This is a genomic window from Serratia sp. X3, assembly GCF_014982455.1.
Classification (GTDB): Bacteria; Pseudomonadota; Gammaproteobacteria; order Enterobacterales; family Enterobacteriaceae; genus Serratia; species Serratia ureilytica.
In genome coordinates this window covers 315,915-340,478 of the sequence record NZ_JADCNB010000003.1, presented here as the reverse complement: position 1 = coordinate 340,478, position 24,564 = coordinate 315,915, and the positions used below count along the sequence as shown (strand labels likewise).

Here is a 24,564-nt window from a genome sequence, read left to right as displayed (position 1 = left end):
ACTGAGATCCTTCTCACCGCACATGGCCACCCGCCTTGCGGCTGGCCAGTAATAGCTATTTGAACACGAATGCCGGGGGCGATTCGCGTTCATCGTCACACTATATGAAATAGCACTGTAACAGACCGGAATTATATGTGAAGAACATCACAAAATAACGCGATATCGTTCACAAATTCGCTAAAGAAGCGGCTGAAGATCGCGGGTGCGGCGAACACCCGCGTTGCTTAGAGTATAGGCGGAGTCCCGCGATCGGTCTCGCCGGCGCGGGCTCAGCGAGGGCTTACAGCGCCAGGAAGAAACCGGCGATGGTGGCGCTCATCAGGTTGGACAGCGTGCCTGCCGCCACGGCCTTCAGACCGAAACGCGCGATGTCATGGCGACGGTTGGGTGCCATGCTGCCCAAACCGCCCAGCAGGATCGCCACCGAGGAGAGGTTGGCGAAACCGCACAGCGCAAAGGAGATGATCGCCTTGGTGTGCGTTGACAGCACCTGCAGGCCTTCCGCCGCCACCACATCGTCCGGGCGCAGATAGGCGCCGAAGTTCATATAGGCGACAAACTCGTTGACGATGATCTTCTGGCCGATAAACGAACCGGCGGTCATCGCTTCACTCCACGGCACGCCAATCAGGAAGGCGATCGGCGAGAACACCCAGCCGAGGATCAGCTCGAGCGACAGCTGCGGGTAATCGAACCAGCCGCCGATACCGCCGAGAATGCCGTTGAGCAAGGCGATCAGCGCGATAAACGCCAGCAGCATCGCGCCGACGTTCAGCGCCAGCTGCATGCCGGAAGCCGCGCCGGAAGCCGCCGCATCGATCACGTTGGCCGGACGATCCTCTTCGGCGATCAGTTTCATCGCATCGTCTTTATCGTGGGTCTGCTCGGTTTCCGGCACCATCAGCTTGGCAAACAGCAGCCCGCCCGGCGCGGCCATGAAGGACGCGGCGATCAGGTATTCCAGCGGCACGCCCATCTGCGCGTATCCCGCCAGCACCGAACCGGCCACCGAAGCCAGGCCGCCGCACATCACGGCGAACAGTTCTGACTGGCTCATGGTGGCGATATACGGACGCACCACCAGCGGCGCTTCGGTCTGGCCGACGAAAATGTTGGCGGTCGCCGACAGCGATTCGGTGCGCGAGGTGCCCAGCAGCTTGTGCAGGCCGCCGCCCAGCACGCGGATCACCAACTGCATGATGCCGAGGTAGTACAGCACCGCAATCAGCGAGGAGAAGAACACGATCACCGGCAGGACGCGCAGCGCGAACACGAAGCCGCCGCCGCCGAACACCTCGAACATCTTGTCGGACACCAGCCCGCCGAAGATGAACGAAATGCCCTGATTGCCGTAAGCGATAACGTTTGCCACGCCGTTAGACATACTGCCGAGGATGCTGCGGCCCAGCGGCACGTACAGCACCAGCGCGCCGATACCGACCTGAATGATGAACGCCCACACCACGGTGCGCAGTTTGATGGCCCGACGGTTGCTGGAGAGCAGCACCGCAATGGCGATCAGCACCGCCATCCCGACCAGACTCATGATGAGTTGCATGCAAAGTTTCCCTGTTGCAAAAAATAAAATACATCCCTGCTCATGAAGAGAGGTCTGCTATTGGAGAGTTTCGGGGGGATTATACTGAGCGAGGTCACCCTCGCACCGATTTATGTCACAAATGTATACAACGAGACGCAAATGAAAATCTTATAACGTGACGCGCGTCACATTATGATCATCTCAATCCGGCATGGCGAACAGCGCCTGAGTATTGCGTTGCAGGTGGGCGGCGATCTCGTCGGCAGGTTCCGGCCGCAGTTCGCACAGCGCGTGAAACACCTCGGCGGCGCGTTCGGGGCGGTTCGGTTGCCCCTGATAGCCGGCCAGCGGCATGTCCGGCGCATCGGTCTCCAGCAGCAGCGCCTCAAGCGGCAGCTGCGCCATCACGGCGCGCGTTTTCTGCGCCCGCTCATAGGTGATGGTGCCGCCCACGCCGATGTAATAGCCGAGGCGGATAAACGCCTGCGCCTGCGACAGGCTGCCGGCAAAGCCGTGCACCACGCCGCGGCGCGGCAGCTGCATGCGCCGCAGCGCCGCGGCCAGCTGATCGTGAGTGCGGCGCGAGTGCAGGATCACCGGCAGGTCATGCTGTTTCGCCAGCTTCAGTTGGGCCAGCAGCACGCTTTGCTGCCGCTCGAACTGCGGGTTGTCCATATACAGATCGAGCCCGATTTCCCCCACCGCCACCAGCTTGTGCGGCCGTTCGGCCAGCAGCGCCGCCAACTGTTCCAGCTGCGGCTCATGATGCTGCGCGATATACAGCGGGTGCAGCCCCAGCGCGGCGAACAGCGGCGCATGCTCCTGCGCCAGCCGCAACACCCGCGCGAAGCGATCGGCGGTGACCGTCGGGACGATGATGCGCTTTACGCCGGCGCTTGCCGCCCGCGCCAGGCTCTCGGCCTCATGCCCGGTAAAGGGTGGAAAATCGAAATGGCAGTGGGTGTCGGTAAAGGCGTAACTCACAGCGCGCCCCCTTCACCCGGCGGCAGATCGCCCGGCAGGATGATTTTCGGCGCCGCCACCGCGGCCTCCGGCTGCGCCGCCCGCTCGGTGGGCATGGCGATGTCGGTCACGATCGGCGAAGGCATTCTGACGTTCTCCGGCTGGATCAGGCGGCGCGACAGCGCTTTTCGTACCTTCATGCCGTCGGGCTCCTGCTGCGCCATCCACTGGCCGACGGTGGCCAGGAAGTAGCGGCCGCAGCGGCGCCCCAGGTGATAATCCTGATTGAGCGCCCCCAATCGGCTGCCGAGCGCATTGCTGGCCAGCGGCTTCGGCGGGAAGATCTCGAAGATGCGCAGCTTGCCCGGCGGCTTTTCGATAAAGCGCTGGATGCGGTGATAGCTTTGCTCGTGATGCTGCAGGATGCGCACCATCTGCTGCAGGCTGCTGTCGCTCAGCCAATGCTCCATGCGCTTCATCCACTGCGGGGTGTAGTACATTTGCGAAGGCACGGTGCGGATCACCACGATGGTGTCGGCGCCGCGGCGATAGGCCTCTTCCACCGGGATCGCATCGCTGATGCCGCCGTCCTGATAGCTGACGCCGTCCAACTCCACGCCCTGACGGTAGAAGCCGGGAATGGCGCTGGACGCCTTGATGGCCGGCAGCCAGCGTTCGCGCTGCGCCGGCAGATAGGTCGGTTCGAAATCGTCGCTGCGGCAGGCGCACAGCAGGAATTCGCGCCCGTCGGTAAAATGCTGTTCCGCCACGTCCATCGCCAGCGGCATCTGCGCCGCCGCCGTATCAACCAGCCAATCGAGATCGATCAGATGCCCGCCGCGCACGAAGCGCAGCGGATTGAAGAACTGTGCCGAAGTGGTGTAACGGGTGATCACCCGGCGCGCGTAGCCCATCTGCCCGCAGATATAGGCAGACAGATTCTGAGCGCCGGCCGATGTGCCGATCAGCAGATCGAAAGGGTTAAAGCCCGCGCGCTGAAACTCGTCCAGCACGCCGGCGGTGAAAATGCCGCGCTGGCCGCCGCCTTCGCAGACCAACGCCATTTTTCCTGGTCGAAAAGGTTTAGACGCCAGCGGTTCTATATTGCCGAGCGTGATGGGTATTCTGTATCCCAACTTGGCATCCTCAGTGAGACGTTTTCTCCGAGGATACCGCGTCTCGCTCTCTTCCGTAATCCTCTTGCAGCACGCCGACGAGGAAATCATTGCTGCCGGCCAACCAGGCACCATCGCTGCCGGACCATTCGGCCCAAGCCTGCCATACCTGACCTTTCAGCTGTTTCCAGCGCCCGACGATGATGTCGCTGTTCATGGCCGGCCCTCCCCGACGTGAGAAAAGGAATTAAGCTTTGTTACAGTTTGCAGGAAAATGCCGGCCGGCTAAGGGCGCCGACGGCCGGTGAACAGACTGACCAGGAACAGGATGATGCCGACAACGAACACGACTTTGGCGGCCCAGGCGGCGGTGCCCGCCAGCGAACCGAACCCCAGCGCCGCAGCGATAAGCGCGATGACTAAAAAGATAATGCCCCAACGAAACATAAGCTTCTCCTTACCATTGTGAAAAAATTCGCTGCCGTCTACCGCCCCGACAACGGGACATCGACGGCAAATCAGTTTCTTTTTTTGGTGGTACACGTCGGGCCGCCTTGACGGCCCGACAGATGCGGCTTGTGGTTACTTGTTACGGGCGCCTGGCGGGATTACTGCTTGACCACCAGGTCGTTTTTCACGCTTTTCACGCCGTCGATAGCCTTGGCGATGCTTTCGGCACGCTCAGACTGCGCCTGCGTTTTCACTTCACCGGAAAGCTGCACCACGCCATCGGTGGTTTCCACTTTCACATTGCGCGACGGCACGATGTCATCGGCCAGCAGCTTGGCTTTCAGCTCGCTGGTGGTGGCGGTGTCGCCGGCATACGATTTGATCGACTGGTTGGCTTCATCTTTCACGTGCAGCTTGTCGCTGACGGTTTTGACGCCTTCCACCTTGCCGGCAACCGCAACCGCATGCTCCGCCTGCGCCTGGCTGCCGACAAACCCACTCAGGGTCACCGTGCCTTTTTCGGTTTTCACCGAAATGTCAGTGCTTTTGATGCTCTTATCGTCCACCAATGCACTTTTAACTTTAGCCGTTATCGCGCTGTCATCCATGTAACCGTCAACTTTTTTCATGGAGCTATCGATTTTGGCACCGGCACTGTCCGCGGCGTTAGACGCCTTGTTGAGCAGACTGTCTTCGGCCAGCGCAGTGCCGCTCACCAAAGCAGAACCCAAAACAACAGCCATCAGCGAGTGTGCAAATTTGGTCTTTTTCATCGATCTCTTCCTTTTGTTGGGGGCCCCAGCGCCAGAGCGCCGGAACCCTTCAGCCGCCTTCACCCGGCCTCTCGGTAAATACTTCATCATCGCTATACGATTAAGCGTTCACGACAGGAATATTGCAACCGCCGTGCCAACTCCATAAACACCTTAGAAATCAAACAAAAAAAGCGTTGAGTCGGATTTTTAATCAAAAAACTGTCGCCTATTGACGACAGACCAAGTGACACGAAACGGTAAAACAGTCATCTCATTGATATTTAAGGAAACAGACTGTCTCCTATCGGCAACACATCAGAATAACTCACCAAACAATCAGCGTATTACAGTGATTTACTCTCAAGCAATGTGCGGACATCTCGTTAAAGATAGACCATGCGGCGGAAAACGCAGGCCAATCGCGTCTCGCCTGGGCGACATCGATTCGCAGGATAAAATATGAGGAAGATTTATTAATTAGCGGAGTGAGAATACGGAGAATTGGCAGGGCGCACCGGGCGCCCTGCCGATGTATCAGTGTTCGCGGGTCTTGCGGAAGGTCACGTCAGGATAACGTTCCTGCGTCAGGTTGAGGTTCACCATGGTCGGCGCGATGTAGGACAGGTTATCCCCACCGTCCAGCGCCAGGTTGATCTCGTTCTTGCGCTTGAACTCTTCGAACTTCTTCACGTCGTCGCACTCGACCCAGCGCGCCGTCGACACGTTGACCGACTCATACAGCGCTTCCACGTTGTACTCGCTCTTCAAACGCGCCACGACCACGTCGAACTGCAGCACGCCGACCGCGCCGACGATCAAATCGTTGTTTGCGATCGGGCGGAACACCTGCACCGCGCCCTCTTCCGACAGCTGCACCAGCCCCTTTAGCAGCTGTTTCTGCTTCAGCGGATCGCGCAGGCGAATGCGGCGGAACAGTTCAGGCGCGAAGTTCGGGATGCCGGTGAACTTCATGTCTTCACCCTGAGTGAAGGTATCGCCGATCTGGATGGTGCCATGGTTGTGCAGACCGATGATGTCGCCCGGATAGGCTTCTTCCACGTGCGAACGGTCGCCGGCCATAAAGGTCAGCGCGTCGGAGATCACCACGTCTTTGCCGGTGCGCACCTGACGCAGCTTCATGCCCTTCTCGTAACGGCCGGACACCACGCGCATAAAGGCCACGCGGTCGCGGTGCTTCGGATCCATGTTGGCCTGGATCTTGAACACGAAGCCGGTGAATTTCTCTTCCGCCGCCGTCACTTCACGGGTGTCGGTTTTGCGCGGCATCGGCGCCGGCGCCCAGGCCACCAGGCCGTCCAGCATATGATCCACGCCGAAGTTGCCGAGTGCGGTACCGAAGAACACCGGGGTCAGCTCGCCGCTCAGGAACGCCGCCTGATCGAACTCGTGGGAAGCGCCCTGCACCAGCTCCAGCTCATCGCGCAGCTGCGCCGCCAGATCTTCGCCCACCGCAGCATCCAGCTCCGGGTTGTCCAGGCCTTTGACGATGCGCACTTCCTGGATGGTGTGGCCTTTACCGGTCTGGTACAGGTAGGTTTCATCCTTGTACAGGTGGTAAACGCCTTTAAACAGCTTGCCGCAGCCGATCGGCCAGGTGATGGGCGAACAGGCGATTTTCAGTTCGCGCTCGACTTCGTCCATCACTTCCATCGGATCGCGGATGTCGCGGTCCAGTTTGTTCATGAAGGTCAGGATCGGCGTGTCGCGCAGACGGGTGACTTCCATCAGCTTACGGGTACGATCCTCAACGCCCTTGGCGGCGTCGATCACCATCAGACAGCAGTCCACGGCGGTCAGGGTACGGTAAGTATCTTCGGAGAAGTCTTCGTGCCCCGGGGTATCCAGCAGGTTAACCAGGCTGTCACGGTACGGGAACTGCATCACCGAGGTGGTGATCGAGATCCCACGCTGCTTTTCCATTTCCATCCAGTCGGATTTGGCGTGCTGGCTGGAACCACGGCCTTTTACCGTACCGGCGGTCTGGATCGCCTGTCCGAACAGCAGCACTTTTTCGGTAATGGTGGTTTTACCGGCATCGGGGTGCGAGATGATGGCGAAAGTTCTTCTTTTGGAGACTTCGCGGGCAAATTCACTAGGAGACATGGTTTTCAGGTTCTACGGTTAGTCCGCCCTGCGACATCATCAGAACGCGCCGATCGCGGCGCCGGGCAAAGCGGTGAATAAAAGATAACAGCAGGGCATTTTCGCCGATTTGCCAACCGGTGACAATCAATGCTTTTTCCGGCCGGGCTGATTACCCCAGCGGCAGCGCCATCACGATCGCGTCTTCGCGGCCGTGGGCGCTCGGGTAATAATTGCGGCGCACGGTGACTTCGTTGAAACCGAGATCTTCATACAGCGCGATCGCCGCCTGGTTGGAGGCGCGAACTTCCAGCCATAGCGTAACCACGCCGCGACTCTCCAGCTGTTCGATCAACGCGTTGAGCAGCAGGCGGCCAAAGCCCCGGCGCTGGTGCTGCGGATGAATGGCGATGTTGAACAACGTGGCTTCGTCCAGCACGATCTGCGTGATGGCGAACCCCGCCATCTCCCCATCGGCGCTCAGCTTCAGGTTAAGGTAGCGATCGCCCTGATTGCTGGCAAAGGTGGTTTCCGTCCAGGGGAAAGCGTGGCTGGCTTGCTCAATGTTGAAGGCCGTGGCCAGGTCGGCCGCCGTCAGGGTAGAAATCGTGTTCATGATGACAAATCTGCTGCCAGAGGGCGCGTTTGGCCCCCGCGTCTTGGGAAAGCTCGGCCAGCGCCGGGCTGTGTAGCTGCGCGCCGGCGACCGCAAGCGGTTCCGTCACGCCCAGCCGCCAACTGTTGCATGCGGTCTCTTCAGGCAGCATCGCCACCTGTTCCGGCGTCAGGCTGTAGGTTTGCGCCGGCGTCAGCCCCAGGCTGCGCAGCACGTCGCAAAACAGCGGATCGTCGGGCACCGGCAGCGTCTGCGCCACCACCAGCAGGCGCGTCTCGGGCGGCAGACTGACCGCCACTTCGCCCTGCAACACGCCCGGGCGGCGCAATGTCCACTGCGTAATACCCAGTTGTTGTAACAGCCAGTCGCGTTTTGATGCCATGCCGATTCCTACCCATTGTGGTGCGCCATGCCTGCCATGCGCCGCGCTATGCTAACAAACCCGCGCAGCCCGCGCCAACAAACCCGTCGAACATATCGCCACAAAGCTCTATAATCCCCGGTCTCATTTCCAGGAGCCAATATCTGATGTCTGCATTAACCCCCGCCAGTGAAGTCATGCTGCGCCACAGTGATGAATTTATCGAACGCCGCGTGCTGTTTGCCGGCGACCTGCAGGACAGCCTGCCGGCCCAATTCGAGGCCGCGGACGTGCGCGTCCACACTCAGCAATACCATCACTGGCAGTTACTGAACCGGACGATGGGCGATAACGTGCAGTTCGGTTTGACCGTCGATCCCGCTTTCGTCGCCGACTGCGACACGCTGGTTTACTACTGGCCGAAGAGCAAGCAGGAAGCGCAATTCCAGCTGTGCAACATCCTGGCGCTGCTGCCGGTGGGCGCGGACGTGTTCGTGGTCGGTGAAAACCGCAGCGGCGTGCGCAGCGCCGAGCCAACGCTGGAAGGCCACGTCACGCTGGTGAAAATCGACAGCGCGCGCCGCTGTGGCCTGTATCACGGCCGCCTGGACGCGCAGACCGAGTTCGACCTGAACGACTGGTGGGACAGCTATCAGCTGCACGATCTGGAAGTGAAAACGCTGCCGGGCGTGTTCAGCCGCGACGGTCTGGACGTCGGCAGCTCGCTGCTGCTGTCGACGCTGGAAAAACACATGAAAGGCAAGGTGCTGGACATTGGCTGCGGCGCCGGCGTGATGGCCTCGGTAATGTCCAAGCTGTCGCCGAAAGTCAAATTGACCCTCAGCGACGTCAACGCCGCCGCGGTGGAATCCAGCCGCGCGACGCTGGCCGCCAACGGCATCGAAGGCGAAGTGGTCGTCAGCAACGTTTACTCCGACATCACCGGCCGTTTCGACATGATCATCTCCAACCCGCCGTTCCACGACGGGCTGCAGACCAGCCTGACCGCTGCCGAAACCCTGATCCGCGGCGCGGTGAAGCACTTGCCGATCGGCGGCCAACTGCGCATTGTCGCCAACGCCTTCCTGCCCTACCCGGACATTCTGGACGCCACCTTCGGCAGCCACGAAGTGCTGGCGCAGAACGGCCGCTTCAAGGTGTACCAGGCGACCGTCGGCCGTCCGCCGCGCGCGCCGAAGAAGAAATAATTCGCCGTTGGCGGAAAACGACAGAGCGCGGCCAGCAGGCCGCGCTTTTTTTTAACCGTTGATGTAGGTCATCGACTCCGCGCCGTAGCGATCGCCGGCCGCCGCACTCAGCGGGAACACCGCTTCAATCGCCGCCAGCTCAGCCGCGCTCAGCGTTATCTCCGCCGCCGCGACGTTCTCTTCCAGGTAGCGACGGCGTTTGGTGCCGGGGATCGGCACGATGTGCTCGCCCTGCGCCAACACCCAGGCCAGCGCCAGCTGCGAAGGTTTAACGCCCTTCCGCGCCGCCAGCTCGCTCACCTTCTCCACCAGCGCCAGATTGCGACTGAAGTTTTCCCCCTGGAAGCGCGGGTTGCTGCGGCGGAAGTCGTCCTCGGCCAGATCCTCCGGCCGCTGGATAGCGCCGGTGAGGAAACCGCGCCCTAACGGGCTGTAGGGCACAAAGCCGATGCCCAGGCGCTCACAGGCCGCCAGCACGCCCTGCTCGGCGTCGCGCGTCCACAGCGAATATTCGGTCTGCAGCGCGGTGATCGGATGCACCTTGTGCGCCCGCTCCAGCGTGGCAACCGACGCCTCGCTCAGGCCGATGTGGCGGATCTTGCCTTCGCGGATCAGATCCGCCATCGTGCCCACGACGTCCTCGATCGGCACCTGCGGATCGACCCGGTGCTGATAATATAGATCGATCTCCTCCACGCCCAAGCGCCGCAGGCTGCCCTCGACGGAGCGCCGGATATACTCGGGTCGGCTGCTGACGCCGCGCGCCGAAGGATCCGCCGGATCGCGCAGGATGCCGAACTTGGTGGCCAGGAACACCTGTTGCCGCTTGCCTTTGATCGCTTCCCCCACCAGCTCTTCGTTGGTGTGCGGGCCATACATGTCGGCGGTGTCGAGCAGCGTGACGCCCAGCTCCAGCGCCCGGTGCAGCGTGGCGATGGCTTCCTGCCGATCGGCGCCGGTGGAATAGAAGTCGCTCATGCCCATGCATCCCAACCCCAGGGCGGAGACGACGGGGCCGTGGGAACCGAGTTTACGTTGTTGCATTGTGCTGCCCTCATGCGGTGAATGGATAACGCAGCAAAGTCTGGTTGTTTACGTGACAAAGATAAATAATGCAGATTGCACATCACTGTTCAAAAATCACCAACAATCCGGAGTGGACATGGATCAGGTTCAAGCCATGCGCATTTTTACCCGCATCGTCGAACTGGGCAGCTTCAGCCGGGCGGCCGAGCGCCTGCAGCTACCGCGCGCCACGGTCAGCAACGCGCTGAAACGGCTGGAACAGCGGCTGGGCGTGCGCCTGCTGATCCGCACCACCCGCCAGGTGCAGGTGACCAGCGAAGGCAGTCTCTACTATCAACGCTGCGTGCAGTTGCTGGGCGCGCTGGAGGAGGCGGACACGCTGTTCAGCCACCATAAGCTGCAGCCGTCCGGCAAAGTGCGCATCGATATGCCCCATTCGCTGGCGCGCGAGGTCGTCATTCCAGCGCTGGACGACTTCTACCGGCGCTATCCCGACATCACGCTGGCGCTGGGCGCCAACGACACCCACGTCGATCTGCTGCGCGAAGGCGTGGACTGCGTGTTGCGCGCCTGGGAAACCGAAGACGACAGCCTGGTGGCGCGGCGCATCGCCCAGCTGCCGCAGGTCACCTGCGCTTCCCCCGCTTACCTGCAGGCCCACGGCACGCCGATCGACATCGATAGCTTGGCGCCGCACCGCGCGGTGGGGTATTTTTCGCTGGCCAGCAACCGCGATTACCCGCTGGAGTTTTGCCGCGGCGGCAAGCTGGAACTGCGCGAACTGCCCGCCCGGCTGAGCGTCAGCGGCGCCGACGCCTATATCGCCGGCGCGCGCGCCGGCATGGGATTGATACAGGCGGCGCGCTATTCGCTTGCCCCTTGGCTGGAACAGGGCGAACTGGTGGAAGTGCTGGCGGAAACGCCGCCTCCGCCGATGCCGATTTACATCATGTATCCGCCCGGCCGTTTCCTGGCGCCGCGGGTCAGAGTGTTGATTGATTGGCTGATTTGGCTGTTTGACCAGCAGAAAAGCGGCGATATGGCTGTTTTTCCAGCAAACGCCCGCAAAGCGGGGAAATAACTGTTGACGTGTCCGCCAAAATCTCTAGAATTCGCCTCCGTGGTAACGTTACTCCGGTAATGTTTCTGGTACGCGAAGGTGGCGGAATTGGTAGACGCGCTAGCTTCAGGTGTTAGTGTCCTTACGGACGTGAGGGTTCAAGTCCCTCTCTTCGCACCAAATAACCACATGATTTATATTGCACTCAGCATCGATGCGAAGGTGGCGGAATTGGTAGACGCGCTAGCTTCAGGTGTTAGTGTTCTTACGGACGTGAGGGTTCAAGTCCCTCTCTTCGCACCACGCTGGCGACGTAATATAAATCAAAGTAACAACATCGACTGTGCGAAGGTGGCGGAATTGGTAGACGCGCTAGCTTCAGGTGTTAGTGTCCTTACGGACGTGAGGGTTCAAGTCCCTCTCTTCGCACCAATTGATGATCTCTCCGGCAGTATCCTCGAAAAAATCCCAACGCATTGATGAATCACACGCTTAAGCGTGGTTTTGCCGTTTCCGGCGTTTCACCCGAAGCTGAAGTTCAGGCTGACAGCCGCCAGGCCGCCCGCCAGCGCCATACAGGAAGGCAGCAGCAGATAGTGGCGCAGCCGGCTGTTGAACAACATGACCAGCGTGGCCAACATCGCTATCACGATCAGGGTGCGCAACTGCACCATATCCAGGTCGATCAAGGCCAGCAGCGGCATCAGCGCACAAGGCAGCAAAACGCCCCAGGCGCTGGCCAGGCGATCCCCGAGGCACCAACTGACGCCCCACAGCCCGCACGCGGCAATCATGGCGGTGAGCATGACAACCCCCTTCAAGTGATAATGATAACCAATATCATATAACACTTTTTTGGCCGCCGCATCATTTTCACTGCGCTGACCAAACCCAGATGACACCAGCATGAAAAAATGATAATTTGACATAAGAAAATTCCTAGTCCTGTTTGCATGATAATAATCACAATCCTCAACCATGCAATTCAAGTGGATATTCGCGTCAAAGGAATGCTTCTCAACCTTAATTATTCGACAGAACGACTTTGCAAAGAGTGACCTCCGTATGAACGCCCGTTCTTATCAGGAATTACTGAACAGCAAGCAGCGCCTGGCATTATTTCTTTTTTTGGTAATGAATGCCGCCTCTTCCGTATTTACGTTATTGTTCCCTTTTAGGGATACGCCCGCATTTACCCTACCTTTATTATGTATACCGCTATTTTGTCTGGTAGCGGCGCTATTGTCCCTGCAAACGCCACGCAAATACTTGTGCAAACTCAACCTGTTCGCCGGCGTGCTCGGCCTGCTCTGGGCCACACATATTTACGTTAAAAGTCAATATTGCCTACCGAATAACCAAGATTTTTTATTAATTAGTTTGTTTAGCATCTTTTTTATCAGCGCTATTTCCCTGACGGACAACTTTACCGCCTTTTGTTTACACGCCGTGCCTTCCGCAATGGTGATCCTGGCTTTAGACGGCATGCATAATACCCTGCGGATATTATTCACCACGCTATTACCTATTATCGCTTTCTCCATTCACCACCTGATGTTGAAACGCAGTGAAATCTTTACTCACGCGCTGGTGGCCAACCTGTATAACGAGCGAGATAAATTCAATAATTTGAGCATGATCGATCCTCTGACCGGCCTTTATAACCGGCGTGGGCTGGAGAATAAGATCACGATGCTGCTGGAACCGCAAACCGGCCGCCATTACGTGCTGTTGCTGGATATCGACCACTTCAAGGTCTATAACGACAGCTACGGCCACGCCATGGGCGATCGGGCGCTGGTGCAGGTGGCGGTCGCCATCCGCGATGCGGTGCGTTCGCGCGACATCGTGGTGCGTTACGGCGGGGAAGAATTTTTGGTGCTGCTGACCAACGTGCACGAAGGCTACGCGGCGCAACTGGCCGAACGGGTGCGCCAGCGCGTGGCGGAGCTGAACATCCCGCACGGCGCCAGTCCGCAGCACAGCGGCACGCTGACGCTCAGCGCCGGCATCTCCGCGCTGGAAAAACTGGACATCGAATCGGCGATAGGCGCAGCCGACGCCGCGCTCTATCTGGCGAAGCACAGCGGCCGCAACAATATTCAGCTGGCGCAAAACGTGGAGCCCGCCCTGCTGCAACCGTAGGAATTGACACGCTAAACGGTTTCCCAAATCGCCTTGCCCTGCCAGCGCCGTTCGATCGCCGCGAGGAACAGCTTCACTTTGGGGGAGAGATGGCGTCGGCTGGGATAGACAGCGCAGATCGGCGGCCCCGGGCGACAATAGCGTTCCAGCACCGGCACCAGCGTGCCGGCCGCAATTTGTTCGCCGACCAGAAACGCCCCCACCTGACACAGACCGGCCCCGGCGACGGCCGCATCCCGCAATGCCTCGACGTTGTTGAAACGCATCCGGCCGCGCACCGGCTGTTCGTGCAGTTGGCCGTTAACCCGATAGAGCCAGGGCGCCGGCAATCCCTGGTGGCTGAAGATCAGCGTCTCGTGATCGCTCAACGCCTCCGGTGTCGCAGGCGTGCCGTAGCGCGCCAGATAGTCCGGCGCCGCGCAGGTGATCAGGCGATGCGGCGCGAGCACCCGCCGCACCAGTCGGCTGTCGTCGCTGCCGCCGACGCGGATCGCCACGTCGATGCCGTCGCGCACCAAATCGCTGTAATCGTCGGAGAAGCTGACGTCTGCGTCCACCTCCGGCCACTGCGCCAAAAATTCCCGCAGAATCGGCAAAATATGCAACCGGCCCAACGAGACCGGCACATCCAGCCGCAGCCGCCCGCGCGGGGTTTGCCGCCGCGTATTGAGCGCCGTTTCCGCCTCTTCGGCCTGCGACAGGATGCGCTGCGCATACTCGTAAAACACCGCGCCGTCTTCGGTCAGGCTGACGCTACGCGTGGTGCGCTGCAGCAGCCGGGTCGCCAATCGCGCCTCCAATCGGTTCACGCATTTGCCCGCCGCCGATCGGGAGATGCCCAGTCTCTCGGCCGCCAGCGTGAAGCTGCAGGCGTCGGCGACGCGAATGAATACCAGCAGGTCGCTCAGGTTATCCAACGGCATAGACGGTAAATTAGCCACGATTTGTCCCCAATGTTGCGCATTAAGGCCAGTTTATCAGTCATTTTGGCGCGGATACACTGGGGTTCTTCATCATTGGGAGAGTCATTATGAGTGCCTTACACGCCGACGGCGGCGCAAAAGCGTGGCTGGCGACCTTCGCGGTCGGCCTTTCCACCTTTACCGTCGTCACCGCAGAAATGCTGCCCGTCGGGCTGCTGACCCCGATCGTCAGCACCCTGAACGCATCGATCGGCCGCGCCGGGCTGCTGATTTCCCTGCCGGCCCTGTTCGCCGCGCTGTTCGCCCCGCTGGTGGTGCTGGGCGCCCGGCGCACGGACCGCCGCAGCCTGCTGGCGGGCTTTCTGCTGCTGCTGATCGCCGCCAACCTGCTGGCCGCCACCGCCACCTCCCTCGCCCTGCTGTTCGCCGCGCGCATCCTGCTGGGTTTTTGCATCGGCGGTATCTGGGCCATCGCCGGCGGGCTGGCGGAACGCCTGGTGCCGCCGGCCTCCGTCGGATTGGCGCTGTCCGTCATCTTCGGCGGCGTAGCGGCGGCCTCGGTGTTCGGCGTGCCGCTCGGGGTATTCCTCGGCGAAGCGCTGGGCTGGCGCATGGCATTTCTGGCGGTCGCCGTTCTGGCGGCGCTGACCCTGCTGCTGCTGGTGTGCGTGCTGCCGCCGCTGCCGGTCACGCAGGCGATCGGCTGGCGGTCGTTCACCGCGCAACGCGCGAATCGCCGGCTGCTGACCGGGCTGCTGCTGACGTTTCTGCTGGTCGCCGGCCACTTTATGGCTTACACCTTTGTCCGTCCGCTGCTGCAGACGGTCTCCGGCATCGAGAGCCGTTGGGTGGGGCCGCTGCTGTTCGCCTACGGCATCGCCGGCCTCGTCGGGAATTTTATCGCCGGCCAGGCCGCCGCCAAACGACTGTGCCGCACCCTGGCGCTGATCGCCCTCGGGCTGGCGCTCGCCGTCCTGCTGCTGCCGCTGCTGGGCCACACGCCGCTGAGCGGCGGCGCCTTCCTGCTGCTGTGGGGCATCGCCTACGGCGGCGTTTCCGTTGCGCTGATGGCGTGGATGCTCAAGGCGGCGCCCGATGCGGCCGAGGTCGCCTCTTCGCTATATATCGCGCTGTTTAACCTGGCGATTTCCTGCGGTTCGCTGGCGGGCGGGCTGGTGGTGGATGCCGGAGGTCTGACGATAAACGGCGCGCTGTCCGGCCTGGTGCTGCTGCTGGCGTTGGCCATCCTGATGGGAACCCGGCGGCAGATGCCGAAAGCGGCGGCGAAGGCCGATTCGCCGCCGGGGTGAATCAGGCGCGGCGCTGCCGCAGGCCATAAACCAGCACCACCGCGAAGCACAGCAGCGGCAGCAGATAAGAGAGCGCGGTGCTGTAACGGTCGGCCAGCGCCCCCATAAAGTAAGGCATGATGGCGCCGCCGACGATCGCCATGATCATGAACGAGCTGGCGCGCTTGGTGTGCTTGCCCAGATTTTTCACCCCCAGGGCGAAAATGGTCGGGAACATGATCGACATAAAGAAGAACACCGCGATCAGTGCCACCACCGATACGCCGTCGACGCTCAGCATTACCACGCCGCACAGTGCGATATTGATCAGCGCATAGACCGCCAGCAGCGTCGCCGGTTTGACCCGTCCCATCAGCCAGGTGCTGAAGAAACGTCCGACCATAAAGCAGATCATGGCGATCGACAGCAGGTAAGAGGCGCTCTGGTTAGACACCTCGCGCCAGTGCTCAGTGGCGTAGTTAATGAAGAACGCCCCCACGCCCACCTGCGCCGCCACGTAGAAAAACTGCGTGATGACCCCGCCGACGAAATGCGGATGCTGCCACAACCCCTGCGCTATCACGCCGTGCACCGGTTTTTCCTCTTCGCGGATCGCCGGCAGCCGGGTGCGGCTGAACAACAGCGCGATCAGCAACACCAGCACGGCGATCGCCACATAGGTCATCTTCACCGCGCTCTGATCGCCGCCGCCGACGGACTGGCCGGCGGAGAAGAACAGCGTGCCGCCGATCAACGGGCCGATAAACTGCCCGAGGCCGTTGAACGACTGGGCCAGGTTGAGCCGCCGTTCGGCGCCCTGCGCGTCGCCCAGCACCGTGGCGTACGGGTTGGCCGCCGTTTCCAGGCAGCCCAGGCCGCTGGCGATAACGAACAGCGCGAACAGGAAGACGCCGAAGCTGTTGGCCGACGCCGCCGGCACGAACAGCAGCGCCCCCAGTGCGTACAGGCACAGCCCGACCAGAATGCCCGCCTTATAGCCCTTGCGGTCCATAAAGTATCCGGCGGGCAGCGCCACCAGGAAATAGGCGCCGAAGTAGGCCGCCTGCAGCAGCCCCGACTGCGCCTTGGTAACGTGCAACGTCTCCTGAAAATGTTTGTTCAATACGTCCAGCAGGCCATAGGACAGCCCCCACATGAAGAACAGGCTGGTGACCAGGATAAAGGCCCAGCGCAGATTGGCGGTCACGGCGACGCCCGGCTGCGCGGAGGCCGCACTTTTTTCAGCAAGCATGGTGATACCCTCGTATCGTCTGGCGATGATGATGTTGGCGTTATTGCTGTTGCAGAGAGAAAATCCGCGCCATTTCCACCCATTTTTCGCCCTGCGGCGTCCAGGGGGTGGCGGCCTGGTAGTGCCACATCAGCGCTTCCCATCGCTGTACTTCGGGGTTGTTCAGGCTGGCGGCGTCAAAACGCGCGGCGTCGAAATCGGCGCTGACCTCCACGATCATGAACAGCCGGGTGCCCAACCGGTAAATCTCCATGTCCAGAATGCCGTGCTCGCGCAAATGCGCGGCGATGCCCGGCCAAATGCGCTGATGATGCTGCTGGTACTCCGCAATCAGCGCCGGTGAGTCAATCAGATCGAGCGCCTGGCAGAAACGGCGCCGCCCTGCCGCCGCGCCGCTCACGTCAGCGCCCGATCGAGATGCAGGTAGCCGCCGTCCACCGACAGCCACTGCCCGGTGGTGTGCGATGAGCGCGACGAGAGCAGAAACGCCACGGTATCGGCGATCTCCTGCGGCGTGGTCATGCGCTGCCCGAGCGGAATGCGCGCGGTGATCTTCTCCATCTGCCGCTGCGGCTCGGCGAAGGTGTTGAGCCAGCGTTGGTACTGCGGGGTAATCACCTCCGCCGGCACCACCGCGTTCACCCGCACCCCGTCATGGCGCAGCGACACCGCCCATTCGCGCGTCAGCGCCAGCACCGCGCCCTTGGCGGCGGTGTAGCCGCTGGTGCCCCCCTGCCCGCTGAGTGCGGTCTTGGAGGCGATGTTGACGATGGCGCCCCGGCTCTCCCGCAGCGCCGCCTGGCACAGGTGCGCCATCAGGTAGTAGTGCACCAGGTTCTTTTCCAACGAGCCGACGAACGCTTCGCGCCCCGCCTCCAGCCCGACGCCGTCGTTGACCCCGGCGTTGTTCACCAGCCCGTCAATGCGGCCGAAGGTCGCCAGCGTCTGGCTGACCGCCCGGCGGCAGGCCGCCTCGTCGCACAATTCGGTGAGGATCACCCCAGTGCGCGGCTGCAACCGCTGCAAATCAGCCAGCAGCGCCGCCTCCGGCGCGGCGTTGGTGACCAGCACCGGGATCGCTCCCTCTTCGGCCAGCACATGAGCAATCGCCGCGCCGATGCCGGCACCGCCGCCGGTGACCAGCACCACCTTATCTTGCAGATACAGATCCATAACCAGACTCCGTTAACCCGTAAATTCGCCGGGCGGTGTCGCCCCAAATCGCCGCCTGCTCGGCGGCCCCCAGCGTCGCCAGCGCCCGTTCGCACAGTTGCACCACCTGGCGGTAGTCGCCGGCCAGCAGGCACACCGGCCAGTCGGAGCCGAACATCAGCCGCTGCGGGCCGAACGCCTCCAGCGCGGCATCGAAGAACGGCAGCAGTTCTTCCGTCCGCCACCGGCCGCCCGGCGCCTCGGTGATCAGCCCCGACAGCTTGCAGGCCACGTGCGGCAGCGCCGCCAACGATCGGATTTGCTGCGCCCAGTGCCGCGCGCCGCGGGCGATGTCCGGCTTGCCGAGGTGATCCAGCACCAGCCAGTGTTGGTCGTGACGGGCGGCGAACGACGCCGCGGCCGCCAGATGCCGGTGCGTCACCAGGATCTCGTACACATACCCGGCGCGCTGCAGCGTCTGCATGCCGCGTCCCACCTCGGGCCGCGCCAGCCAGGTTGCCGGCTCCGCCTCGTCCTGCACCTGATGGCGCACCCCGCGCAGCGCGCGATAATGCTGCAAGGCCTCCAGACGCGGCGCCAGCTGTGGCGAAGCGATATCCAGCCAGCCCACCACGCCGCATACGCCCTCGCTCTGCTCAGCCAGCGCCAGCAGGGCCAGCGTCTCTTCCTCGCTGGGGCGCGCCTGCACTGCCAGCGCGCCGTCGAAACCGAGCGCCTGCAACAGCGGCCGCAGCCGGGGCGGATCGAAATCCTGCCGAAGCACACGCATCCGCTCGTCGATCCACGGGTAGTGCTGCGGGTGGTAGCGCCAGTAGTGCTGGTGAGCGTCGATGCGCAGCATGGGATCCCCCTGCCTCACCCGCGGAACCGATACTGCTCGATCGACGCCGGATGCATTTCGATCGAATAGCCGGGCCGACTCGGCGGCATGTAGGCCGCGCCGTTGATCACGCAGGGATCGACAAAGTGTTCATGCAAATGATCGACATACTCGATCACCCGGCCTTCGTGGGTGCCGGCGATGCACAGGTAGTCGATCATCGACAGATGCTGCACGTATTCGCACAGCCCGACGCCGCCGGCATGTGGGCAGACCGGCAGCTGGTATTTGGCCGCCATCAGCATCACCGCCAGCACTTCGTTGACGCCGCCGAGACGGCAGGCGTCGATCTGCACCACATCCACTGCGCCGCGCATGATGAACTGCTTGAACATGATGCGGTTCTGGCACATCTCACCGGTGGCCACCTTGACCGGCGCCACCCCTTCGCGGATACGGCGATGCCCTTCCACGTCGTCCGGGCTGGTCGGTTCTTCGATAAACCAGGGGTTGGCGAACGCCAGATGTTTCACCCACGGAATGGCTTCATCCACCTCCCACACCTGGTTGGCGTCGATCATCAGCCGGCGATCCGGGCCGATCACCTCGCGGGCGATGCGCACCCGGCGGATGTCGTCTTCCAGATCGCGCCCGACCTTCAGCTTCAGGTAGGAGAAACCGGCGTCGACCGCCTCTTGGCACAGGCGGCGCAGCTTGTCGTCCGGATAACCCAACCACCCTGCCGAAGTGGTGTAGCAGGGATACCCTTCCTGCAGCAGCCGTTCCAGGCGGCGTTCTTTGCCCTCGGCCCGCTGCTTGAGCAGCGCCAGCGCTTCCTGCGGCGTGATGCAGTCGGTGAGGTAACGGAAGTCGATGCAGCGCACCAGCTCCTCCGGCGTCATCTCCGCCACCAGCCGCCACACCGGTTTGCCGACCGATTTGGCCCACAGATCCCACACCGCGTTAACCACCGCGCCGGTCGCCAGGTGAATAGCGCCTTTGTCCGGCCCGATCCAGCGCAGCTGGCTGTCGCTGGTGAAGCGCCGCCAGAAGGCGCCCATGTCGTCGGCGATATCCTCCAGCCGCTCGCCGACGATCTGATGCTCCAGCGCGCGGATCGCCGCGCAGCAGATCTCGTTGCCGCGGCCGATGGTGAACGTCAGCCCGTGGCCGCTGAGATCCGCGCGATCGGTCTCCAGGATCACGTAGGCGGCGGAATAGTCGGGATCCGGATTCATGGCGTCGGATCCGTCCAGCCCCAACGAGGTGGGGAAACGAATGTCTTCAACCCGCAGTGCGGTAATGGTGGTCATGGCGGCACTCCCGGCTAAGCCTGTACGGTTTGCTGGCGCTGTTCGCCCAGCCCTTCGATACCCAGACGCATCGTCTGGCCCGCTCGCAGGTAGATGGGCTGCGGTTTCTGCCCCATGCCGACGCCCGGCGGCGTGCCGGTGGAGATCACGTCGCCCGGCTGCAGGCTCATAAAGCGGCTGAGGTAACTGACGATCTGCGGAATGCGGAAGATCATGGTGCGGGTGTTGCCGTCCTGATAGCGCTTGCCGTCCACCTCCAGCCACAGGTTCAGGCTGTGTGGATCGGCAATTTCGTCGGCGGTCACCAGCCAGGGGCCGATCGGCCCGAAGGTGTCGCAGCCTTTGCCCTTGTCCCAGGTGCCGCCGCGCTCAATTTGATATTCGCGTTCAGAGACGTCGTTGATCACGCAGTAGCCAGCGACGTGGCGCATCGCGTCCGCTTCGCTGATGTAGCGCCCGCCCAGGCCGATCACCACGCCCAGCTCCACTTCCCAGTCGGTTTTCTGCGAGCCGCGCGGGATCTCCACCCGGTCGTAGGGGCCAACCACCGCGCTGGTCCATTTGTTGAACACCACCGGTTCTTCAGGAATGGCCGCACCGGTTTCCGCCGCGTGATCGGCGTAGTTCAGGCCGATGCAGATGAACTTGCCGATGCCGCCGACGCAGGCGCCGAGACGCGGCTGCCCCTCGACCAGCGGCAACGCGGCGCTGTCCAGCGCGCGCAGTTTGGCGAGCGACGCCGGCGATAACGCGGCGCCGCCCACGTCGGCGATATGCTGCGACAGATCGCGCAGGCGGCCCTGCGCATCCAACATGCCGGGGCGCTCTTGCCCGGGTTCCCCATAACGTAAAAGTTTCATGCGTTCCTCTCTCAAAAATGGCGGCTCAGTTGCTCCAGCCGCCGTCGATGATCTGCACCGTGCCGGTGGTGTACGAACTGGCGTCGGAGGCCAGATACAGCGCCAACTGGGCAATTTCCTCGGTGGTGCCGATGCGCCCGATCGGCTGGCGGGCGACGAACGCCTGATACACCTCTTGCTCGCTGCGCCCCTGCTCGCGCGCCTGCTCATTGATGCGCTGGCGCAGCGACGGCGATTCCACCGTGCCGGGGCAGATGGCGTTGCAGCGGATGCCCTGGGTGACGTAATCCGCCGCCACCGAGCGCGTCAGGCCAATCACCGCCGCCTTGCTGGCGCCGTAGGCGAAGCGGTTCGGCACCCCTTTCACGCTCGAAGCCACCGAGGACATGTTGATGATCGAGCCTTTGCCGCGCGCCAACATGCCCGGCAGGAAAGCGCGGATCATGCGGAACATCGCGGTCACGTTGAGATCGAGCGCGAACGCCCACTGATCCTCACTGCAATCGAGGATCGATCCGCTGTGCACCACGCCGGCGCAGTTGAACAACACGTCGATCGGGTCGATCGCTTCCGCCGCCGCCGCGATGGCGGCCGGATCGGTGACGTTCAGCGCCAGCGCGCGGATCCCGGCGCAGCCCTGCAGGCGCTCAAGGTTGATATCGCTGGCTATCACGTCGGCGCCGGCGGCGGCGAACAGCCTGGCAGTGGTAAAACCGATCCCTTGCCCGGCGGCGGTGATCAATACGCGTTTCCCGGTTAAATCCATCTTGGCTCCTCGGCCTAAAGGTCTAATGGTCAGGCCAATAAAGGCGGTTAAAGGTCAGGCCTCTAACATGACAAAAGACGCTTTACGCGTTATCGTTGGGGGAAGAAGTTAATAAAAACAGCCTTAAAACCGCATTTCAATTAACCATTTTTTTACACTTGAATAACGATTACTCAAGCGCCTTGTCGCATAATTGTGCGCCAAATCACTGAACGCAGAATCGTCAAAGGTCAAAAATGCCGATTACCCGACTGGAAAACCCAAGGATTTACAGACAGATAGCTGACCAGCTCAAACGTCTTATCGAGAATAACGAATTTCCGCCGGGCAGCCGCCTGCCCTCGGAGCGCGATCTTGCCCAGCAGTTGCAGGTCAGCCGCGCGTCGGTGCGCGAGGCGCTGATCGCGTTGGAAGTGATCGGCCTGGTGGACGTCAAGGTGGGCAACGGGGTGATCGTGCGTTCGCAAACGCCGCCGCCGGCGTCGCAGGAACCGGTGATGGCCCAGGCCGGCCGCAACCAGTGGGCGGAAATCGACGACGAACTGAATATCGAGCTGGATTTCAACGCCGAGCTGCCGCCGTTTTCACTGCTGCAAACCCGCCTGTTGATCGAACCGGAGACCGCCGCGCTGGCCGCGCGCCACGCCACCGACGAAGAGCTGGCGGGCATCCGCGCCGCCTATGAGCAGAACTGCCGCGATAACCGCGCCGGCTCCGCCACCCACCCCGGCGATCGGCTGTTCCACATCCGCATCGCCCAGGCCAGCGGCAACCCGGCTTACGCATTCATCATCGGCCATCTGCTCGGCCACCGTTACGGCAGCATGTTCCGCGTATTGCAGCGTCACTATACGCCGGACGACATGCCGCACCGCTCCGAACTGGAACACCGGGCGATCCTGGCGGCAATTGAAGCGCGCGACGTGCGCGGCGCCCGCAAGGCGATGAAGGCGCACCTGGACGAAGTGATCGCTATTTTCGCCCGCGCGCAATAGGCCGCGGCGGTTAAAAAATTTTATCGCCACCGCTCTTTTTTCTACATGCAGCGGGGAGGCGGGCGGATTACACTGGGCGACGGATTACGCCCTTTCCCGCTGCATTGTTAAATGGATAACGACCGTTGAAGAACTCTGTCTCCGCTTTATTGCTGGCGCTGGGCCTGTGCGCCGCGCCGCTGGCCGTGCAGGCCGCGCCCCCGCAGCTGGCTTCGCAAATCGTCGACCAGTATGCCGAACATATTTTCTACAACAGCGGCGCCACCGGCATGGCGCTGGTGGTGATCGACGGCAATCAGGTGGTTAACCGCAGCTTTGGCGACACCAAGCCCGGCAACAACCTGCGCCCGCGCCCGGATTCGCTGATCCGCATCGCCTCGATCACCAAGCTGATGACCAGCGAAGTGATGGTGAAGATGGCGGCAGCAGGCCAGGTCAAGCTGACCGACCCGCTGCGCAAGTACGCCCCCAAGGGCGCCTATGTGCCGGCTTACAGCGCCGGCCAGCCGATCACCTTATTGAACCTGGCGACCCACACCAGCGCGCTGCCGCGCGAGCAGCCGGGCAAGAAGCCGCCGAAAACGCCGGTGTTCACCTGGCCGACCAAGGCCCAGCGCTGGCAGTGGTTGGCGCATGCCAACATCACGGTGCCGCCGGGCGTGCGCGCCGCGTATTCCAATCTGGCGTACGATCTGCTGGCCGACGCGCTGTCGCGCGCCGCGGGCAAGCCTTACAACGCGCTGCTGAAAGAGAAAATCACCGGGCCGCTCGGCATGGTCGACACCACATTGACGCCGAGCCCTGAACAATGCTCGCGCCTGATGGTGGCGGCGGCCGGCCCGAGTGCCTGTCGCGACACCACCGCCGCGGCCGGCAGCGGCGGCGTCTACTCCACCCCGCGCGACATGCAGCGCTGGATGCAGCAGTTCCTCTCCTCCAGCGCCAGCGGCCCGCGCAAAGCCACCGCCGCCAGCGAGCAAACCATGTACTTCCAGCGCCACGATCTGGTGTCGCTGAAAGGCATGGACGTGCCGGGGCAAGCGGATGCGCTGGGATTGGGTTGGGTGTATATGGCGCCGAAGGACGGGCTGCCGGGCATCATTCAGAAGACCGGCGGCGGTGGCGGATTCATCACCTATATGGCGATGATCCCGGCGAAAAACGTCGGGGTGTTCGTGGTGGTGACCCGTTCGGAGCTGAGCAAGTTCACCAACATGAGCGATCCGGTCAACCGCCTGGTGAGCGATCTGGCGGCCAACAAGAGTTGAGATGAGGGGCGCAGCTGGCTGCGCCCCCAGGCGTCAGGCCGGCACCGCCATCTGATGAATCACCGGATGGAAGTTGCGCTTGAAGTAGATCAGGCCGTTGCCCGCTTCGCTCAGCGCTATCTGCTTGATCTGCACCAGGTACATCTGGTGGGTGCCGATGCTCTGGATCTGCTCGATCTCCCCTTCCAGGCTGGCCAGGGTATTGCGCAGCACCGGCTGCCCCAGCGCGCCGAGCTGCCACTCTTCCAGCCGGAAACGATCTTCCATGCTGACGCCGGTCATGCCGGCGAAGTGGCGCGCCATCAGCTCCTGCTCGTGGTTAAGCACGTTGACGCACAGCCTGCGGTTTTCCTGAAACACCGGGTTCATCGCGCTGTTGCGATTGATGCACACCAGCAGCGTCGGCGGCGTATCGGTCACCGAACACACCGCCGTGGCGGTGATGCCGCAGCGCCCCGCCGGGCCGTCGGTAGTGACGATATTCACTGCCGCCGACAGGCTGGCCATGGCGTCGCGAAAGCGCAGCCGCTGTTCATTTTCCTGAGACATACAACCTCCTC

26 protein-coding genes and 3 tRNA genes are annotated in these 24,564 nt (G+C 62.1%); 9 read left to right on the top strand and 20 right to left on the bottom strand.

Annotated elements, in window-relative coordinates:
* Positions 1 to 283 precede the first annotated feature (283 nt).
* The 9 genes from IMX17_RS15855 to IMX17_RS15815 form a co-directional block, all read right to left on the bottom strand.
* Positions 284 to 1,561 (bottom strand): NupC/NupG family nucleoside CNT transporter, encoded by a 1,278-nt coding sequence (locus IMX17_RS15855; protein ID WP_004933076.1) that lies wholly within the window; start codon positions 1,559 to 1,561, stop codon positions 284 to 286.
* Between the two features lie 183 nt (positions 1,562 to 1,744).
* Entirely contained in the window at positions 1,745 to 2,527 is a 783-nt protein-coding gene (locus IMX17_RS15850) for a TatD family hydrolase (RefSeq protein WP_182265263.1), read from the bottom strand.
* Entirely contained in the window at positions 2,524 to 3,642 is a 1,119-nt protein-coding gene (locus IMX17_RS15845; RefSeq protein WP_033651706.1) for a patatin family protein, read from the bottom strand. The genes IMX17_RS15850 and IMX17_RS15845 overlap by 4 nt, the downstream gene beginning before the upstream one ends.
* 10 nt (positions 3,643 to 3,652) lie before the next feature.
* On the bottom strand, positions 3,653 to 3,838 hold the full coding sequence (locus IMX17_RS15840) for a hypothetical protein (protein WP_004933086.1): 186 nt from the start codon (positions 3,836 to 3,838) through the stop codon (positions 3,653 to 3,655).
* A gap of 68 nt (positions 3,839 to 3,906) precedes the next feature.
* Positions 3,907 to 4,068, bottom strand: coding sequence for a DUF1328 domain-containing protein (locus IMX17_RS15835; protein WP_004933089.1), 162 nt, complete (start codon positions 4,066 to 4,068; stop codon positions 3,907 to 3,909).
* 161 nt (positions 4,069 to 4,229) lie between these two features.
* A complete protein-coding gene (gene osmY / locus IMX17_RS15830; RefSeq protein ID WP_046898082.1) occupies positions 4,230 to 4,844 on the bottom strand; it encodes a molecular chaperone OsmY in 615 nt (204 codons plus the stop codon).
* 516 nt (positions 4,845 to 5,360) lie between these two features.
* Positions 5,361 to 6,950, bottom strand: a complete 1,590-nt coding sequence (gene prfC, locus IMX17_RS15825; protein WP_182265262.1) for a peptide chain release factor 3 — start codon at positions 6,948 to 6,950, stop codon at positions 5,361 to 5,363.
* A gap of 151 nt (positions 6,951 to 7,101) precedes the next feature.
* The gene (gene rimI / locus IMX17_RS15820) at positions 7,102 to 7,545 is read right to left on the bottom strand and encodes a ribosomal protein S18-alanine N-acetyltransferase (RefSeq protein ID WP_033641788.1); all 444 of its coding nucleotides are present in this window, start codon (positions 7,543 to 7,545) and stop codon (positions 7,102 to 7,104) included.
* Positions 7,490 to 7,927, bottom strand: a complete 438-nt coding sequence (locus IMX17_RS15815) for a DNA polymerase III subunit psi (RefSeq protein ID WP_182265261.1) — start codon at positions 7,925 to 7,927, stop codon at positions 7,490 to 7,492. Before IMX17_RS15815 ends, rimI begins: the two co-directional genes overlap by 56 nt.
* Positions 7,928 to 8,073: 146 nt before the next feature.
* Here IMX17_RS15815 and rsmC point away from each other — a divergent pair, with 146 nt between their 5' ends.
* Positions 8,074 to 9,114 carry a 16S rRNA (guanine(1207)-N(2))-methyltransferase RsmC gene (gene rsmC / locus IMX17_RS15810; RefSeq protein WP_046898080.1) on the top strand — a complete coding sequence of 347 codons (1,041 nt, stop codon included), beginning with the start codon at positions 8,074 to 8,076 and terminating at the stop codon, positions 9,112 to 9,114.
* Between the two features lie 51 nt (positions 9,115 to 9,165).
* Here the strand turns inward: rsmC and IMX17_RS15805 are convergent, their stop codons facing one another.
* Positions 9,166 to 10,158: an aldo/keto reductase gene (locus IMX17_RS15805; RefSeq protein WP_046898079.1), complete on the bottom strand. Its 993-nt coding sequence runs from the start codon at positions 10,156 to 10,158 to the stop codon at positions 9,166 to 9,168.
* 118 nt (positions 10,159 to 10,276) lie between these two features.
* On the opposite strand from IMX17_RS15805, the gene IMX17_RS15800 reads away from it, so the two are divergent.
* The 4 genes from IMX17_RS15800 to IMX17_RS15785 all read left to right on the top strand — a co-directional run bounded on the left by IMX17_RS15800 (position 10,277) and on the right by IMX17_RS15785 (position 11,632).
* Positions 10,277 to 11,221: a LysR family transcriptional regulator gene (locus IMX17_RS15800; protein ID WP_046898078.1), complete on the top strand. Its 945-nt coding sequence runs from the start codon at positions 10,277 to 10,279 to the stop codon at positions 11,219 to 11,221.
* 72 nt (positions 11,222 to 11,293) lie between these two features.
* A tRNA-Leu gene (locus IMX17_RS15795) sits at positions 11,294 to 11,380 on the top strand.
* Between the two features lie 36 nt (positions 11,381 to 11,416).
* Positions 11,417 to 11,503, top strand: a tRNA-Leu gene (locus tag IMX17_RS15790).
* 42 nt (positions 11,504 to 11,545) lie between these two features.
* Positions 11,546 to 11,632 (top strand) — tRNA-Leu (locus tag IMX17_RS15785).
* Between the two features lie 89 nt (positions 11,633 to 11,721).
* Here IMX17_RS15785 and IMX17_RS15780 read toward each other — a convergent pair.
* Positions 11,722 to 12,006, bottom strand: a complete 285-nt coding sequence (locus IMX17_RS15780) for a DUF1435 domain-containing protein (protein WP_033641783.1) — start codon at positions 12,004 to 12,006, stop codon at positions 11,722 to 11,724.
* Between the two features lie 259 nt (positions 12,007 to 12,265).
* Between IMX17_RS15780 and IMX17_RS15775 the strand changes: the two genes are divergently transcribed.
* Positions 12,266 to 13,345 (top strand): GGDEF domain-containing protein, encoded by a 1,080-nt coding sequence (locus tag IMX17_RS15775; protein ID WP_193549965.1) that lies wholly within the window; start codon positions 12,266 to 12,268, stop codon positions 13,343 to 13,345.
* Positions 13,346 to 13,356: 11 nt separating this feature from the next.
* On the opposite strand, the gene IMX17_RS15770 is transcribed toward IMX17_RS15775, so the two are convergent.
* Positions 13,357 to 14,268 carry a LysR family transcriptional regulator gene (locus IMX17_RS15770; protein ID WP_193550009.1) on the bottom strand — a complete coding sequence of 304 codons (912 nt, stop codon included), beginning with the start codon at positions 14,266 to 14,268 and terminating at the stop codon, positions 13,357 to 13,359.
* Between the two features lie 107 nt (positions 14,269 to 14,375).
* On the opposite strand from IMX17_RS15770, the gene IMX17_RS15765 reads away from it, so the two are divergent.
* Entirely contained in the window at positions 14,376 to 15,578 is a 1,203-nt protein-coding gene (locus IMX17_RS15765; protein WP_182265258.1) for an MFS transporter, read from the top strand.
* 1 nt (position 15,579) lies between these two features.
* Here IMX17_RS15765 and fucP read toward each other — a convergent pair whose 3' ends face one another.
* From fucP to IMX17_RS15730, 7 genes are read right to left on the bottom strand one after another with little or no spacing between them, the layout of a single operon-like run.
* Positions 15,580 to 16,809 (bottom strand): L-fucose:H+ symporter permease, encoded by a 1,230-nt coding sequence (gene fucP, locus IMX17_RS15760; protein ID WP_182265257.1) that lies wholly within the window; start codon positions 16,807 to 16,809, stop codon positions 15,580 to 15,582.
* A gap of 40 nt (positions 16,810 to 16,849) precedes the next feature.
* Positions 16,850 to 17,209 (bottom strand): L-rhamnose mutarotase, encoded by a 360-nt coding sequence (locus IMX17_RS15755; protein WP_015376547.1) that lies wholly within the window; start codon positions 17,207 to 17,209, stop codon positions 16,850 to 16,852.
* The gene (locus tag IMX17_RS15750) at positions 17,206 to 17,982 is read right to left on the bottom strand and encodes an SDR family oxidoreductase (RefSeq protein WP_046898073.1); all 777 of its coding nucleotides are present in this window, start codon (positions 17,980 to 17,982) and stop codon (positions 17,206 to 17,208) included. The genes IMX17_RS15755 and IMX17_RS15750 overlap by 4 nt, the downstream gene beginning before the upstream one ends.
* Positions 17,960 to 18,823: an amidohydrolase gene (locus IMX17_RS15745; protein ID WP_046898072.1), complete on the bottom strand. Its 864-nt coding sequence runs from the start codon at positions 18,821 to 18,823 to the stop codon at positions 17,960 to 17,962. Before IMX17_RS15745 ends, IMX17_RS15750 begins: the two co-directional genes overlap by 23 nt.
* A 14-nt stretch (positions 18,824 to 18,837) precedes the next feature.
* Positions 18,838 to 20,115 (bottom strand): L-fuconate dehydratase, encoded by a 1,278-nt coding sequence (locus IMX17_RS15740; protein WP_046898071.1) that lies wholly within the window; start codon positions 20,113 to 20,115, stop codon positions 18,838 to 18,840.
* A gap of 14 nt (positions 20,116 to 20,129) precedes the next feature.
* Positions 20,130 to 20,975 (bottom strand): fumarylacetoacetate hydrolase family protein, encoded by an 846-nt coding sequence (locus IMX17_RS15735; protein WP_046898070.1) that lies wholly within the window; start codon positions 20,973 to 20,975, stop codon positions 20,130 to 20,132.
* Positions 20,976 to 21,000: 25 nt separating this feature from the next.
* Entirely contained in the window at positions 21,001 to 21,741 is a 741-nt protein-coding gene (locus IMX17_RS15730) for an SDR family oxidoreductase (protein ID WP_193549964.1), read from the bottom strand.
* Positions 21,742 to 21,977: 236 nt separating this feature from the next.
* On the opposite strand from IMX17_RS15730, the gene IMX17_RS15725 reads away from it, so the two are divergent.
* Positions 21,978 to 22,736, top strand: a complete 759-nt coding sequence (locus IMX17_RS15725) for a FadR/GntR family transcriptional regulator (protein WP_033641770.1) — start codon at positions 21,978 to 21,980, stop codon at positions 22,734 to 22,736.
* A gap of 125 nt (positions 22,737 to 22,861) precedes the next feature.
* Positions 22,862 to 24,004 carry a D-alanyl-D-alanine-carboxypeptidase/endopeptidase AmpH gene (gene ampH / locus IMX17_RS15720; RefSeq protein WP_182265255.1) on the top strand — a complete coding sequence of 381 codons (1,143 nt, stop codon included), beginning with the start codon at positions 22,862 to 22,864 and terminating at the stop codon, positions 24,002 to 24,004.
* A 33-nt stretch (positions 24,005 to 24,037) separates the two neighbouring features.
* On the opposite strand, the gene hpaC is transcribed toward ampH, so the two are convergent.
* Positions 24,038 to 24,553, bottom strand: coding sequence for a 4-hydroxyphenylacetate 3-monooxygenase, reductase component (gene hpaC, locus IMX17_RS15715; RefSeq protein WP_016929186.1), 516 nt, complete (start codon positions 24,551 to 24,553; stop codon positions 24,038 to 24,040).
* Positions 24,554 to 24,564 lie beyond the last annotated feature (11 nt).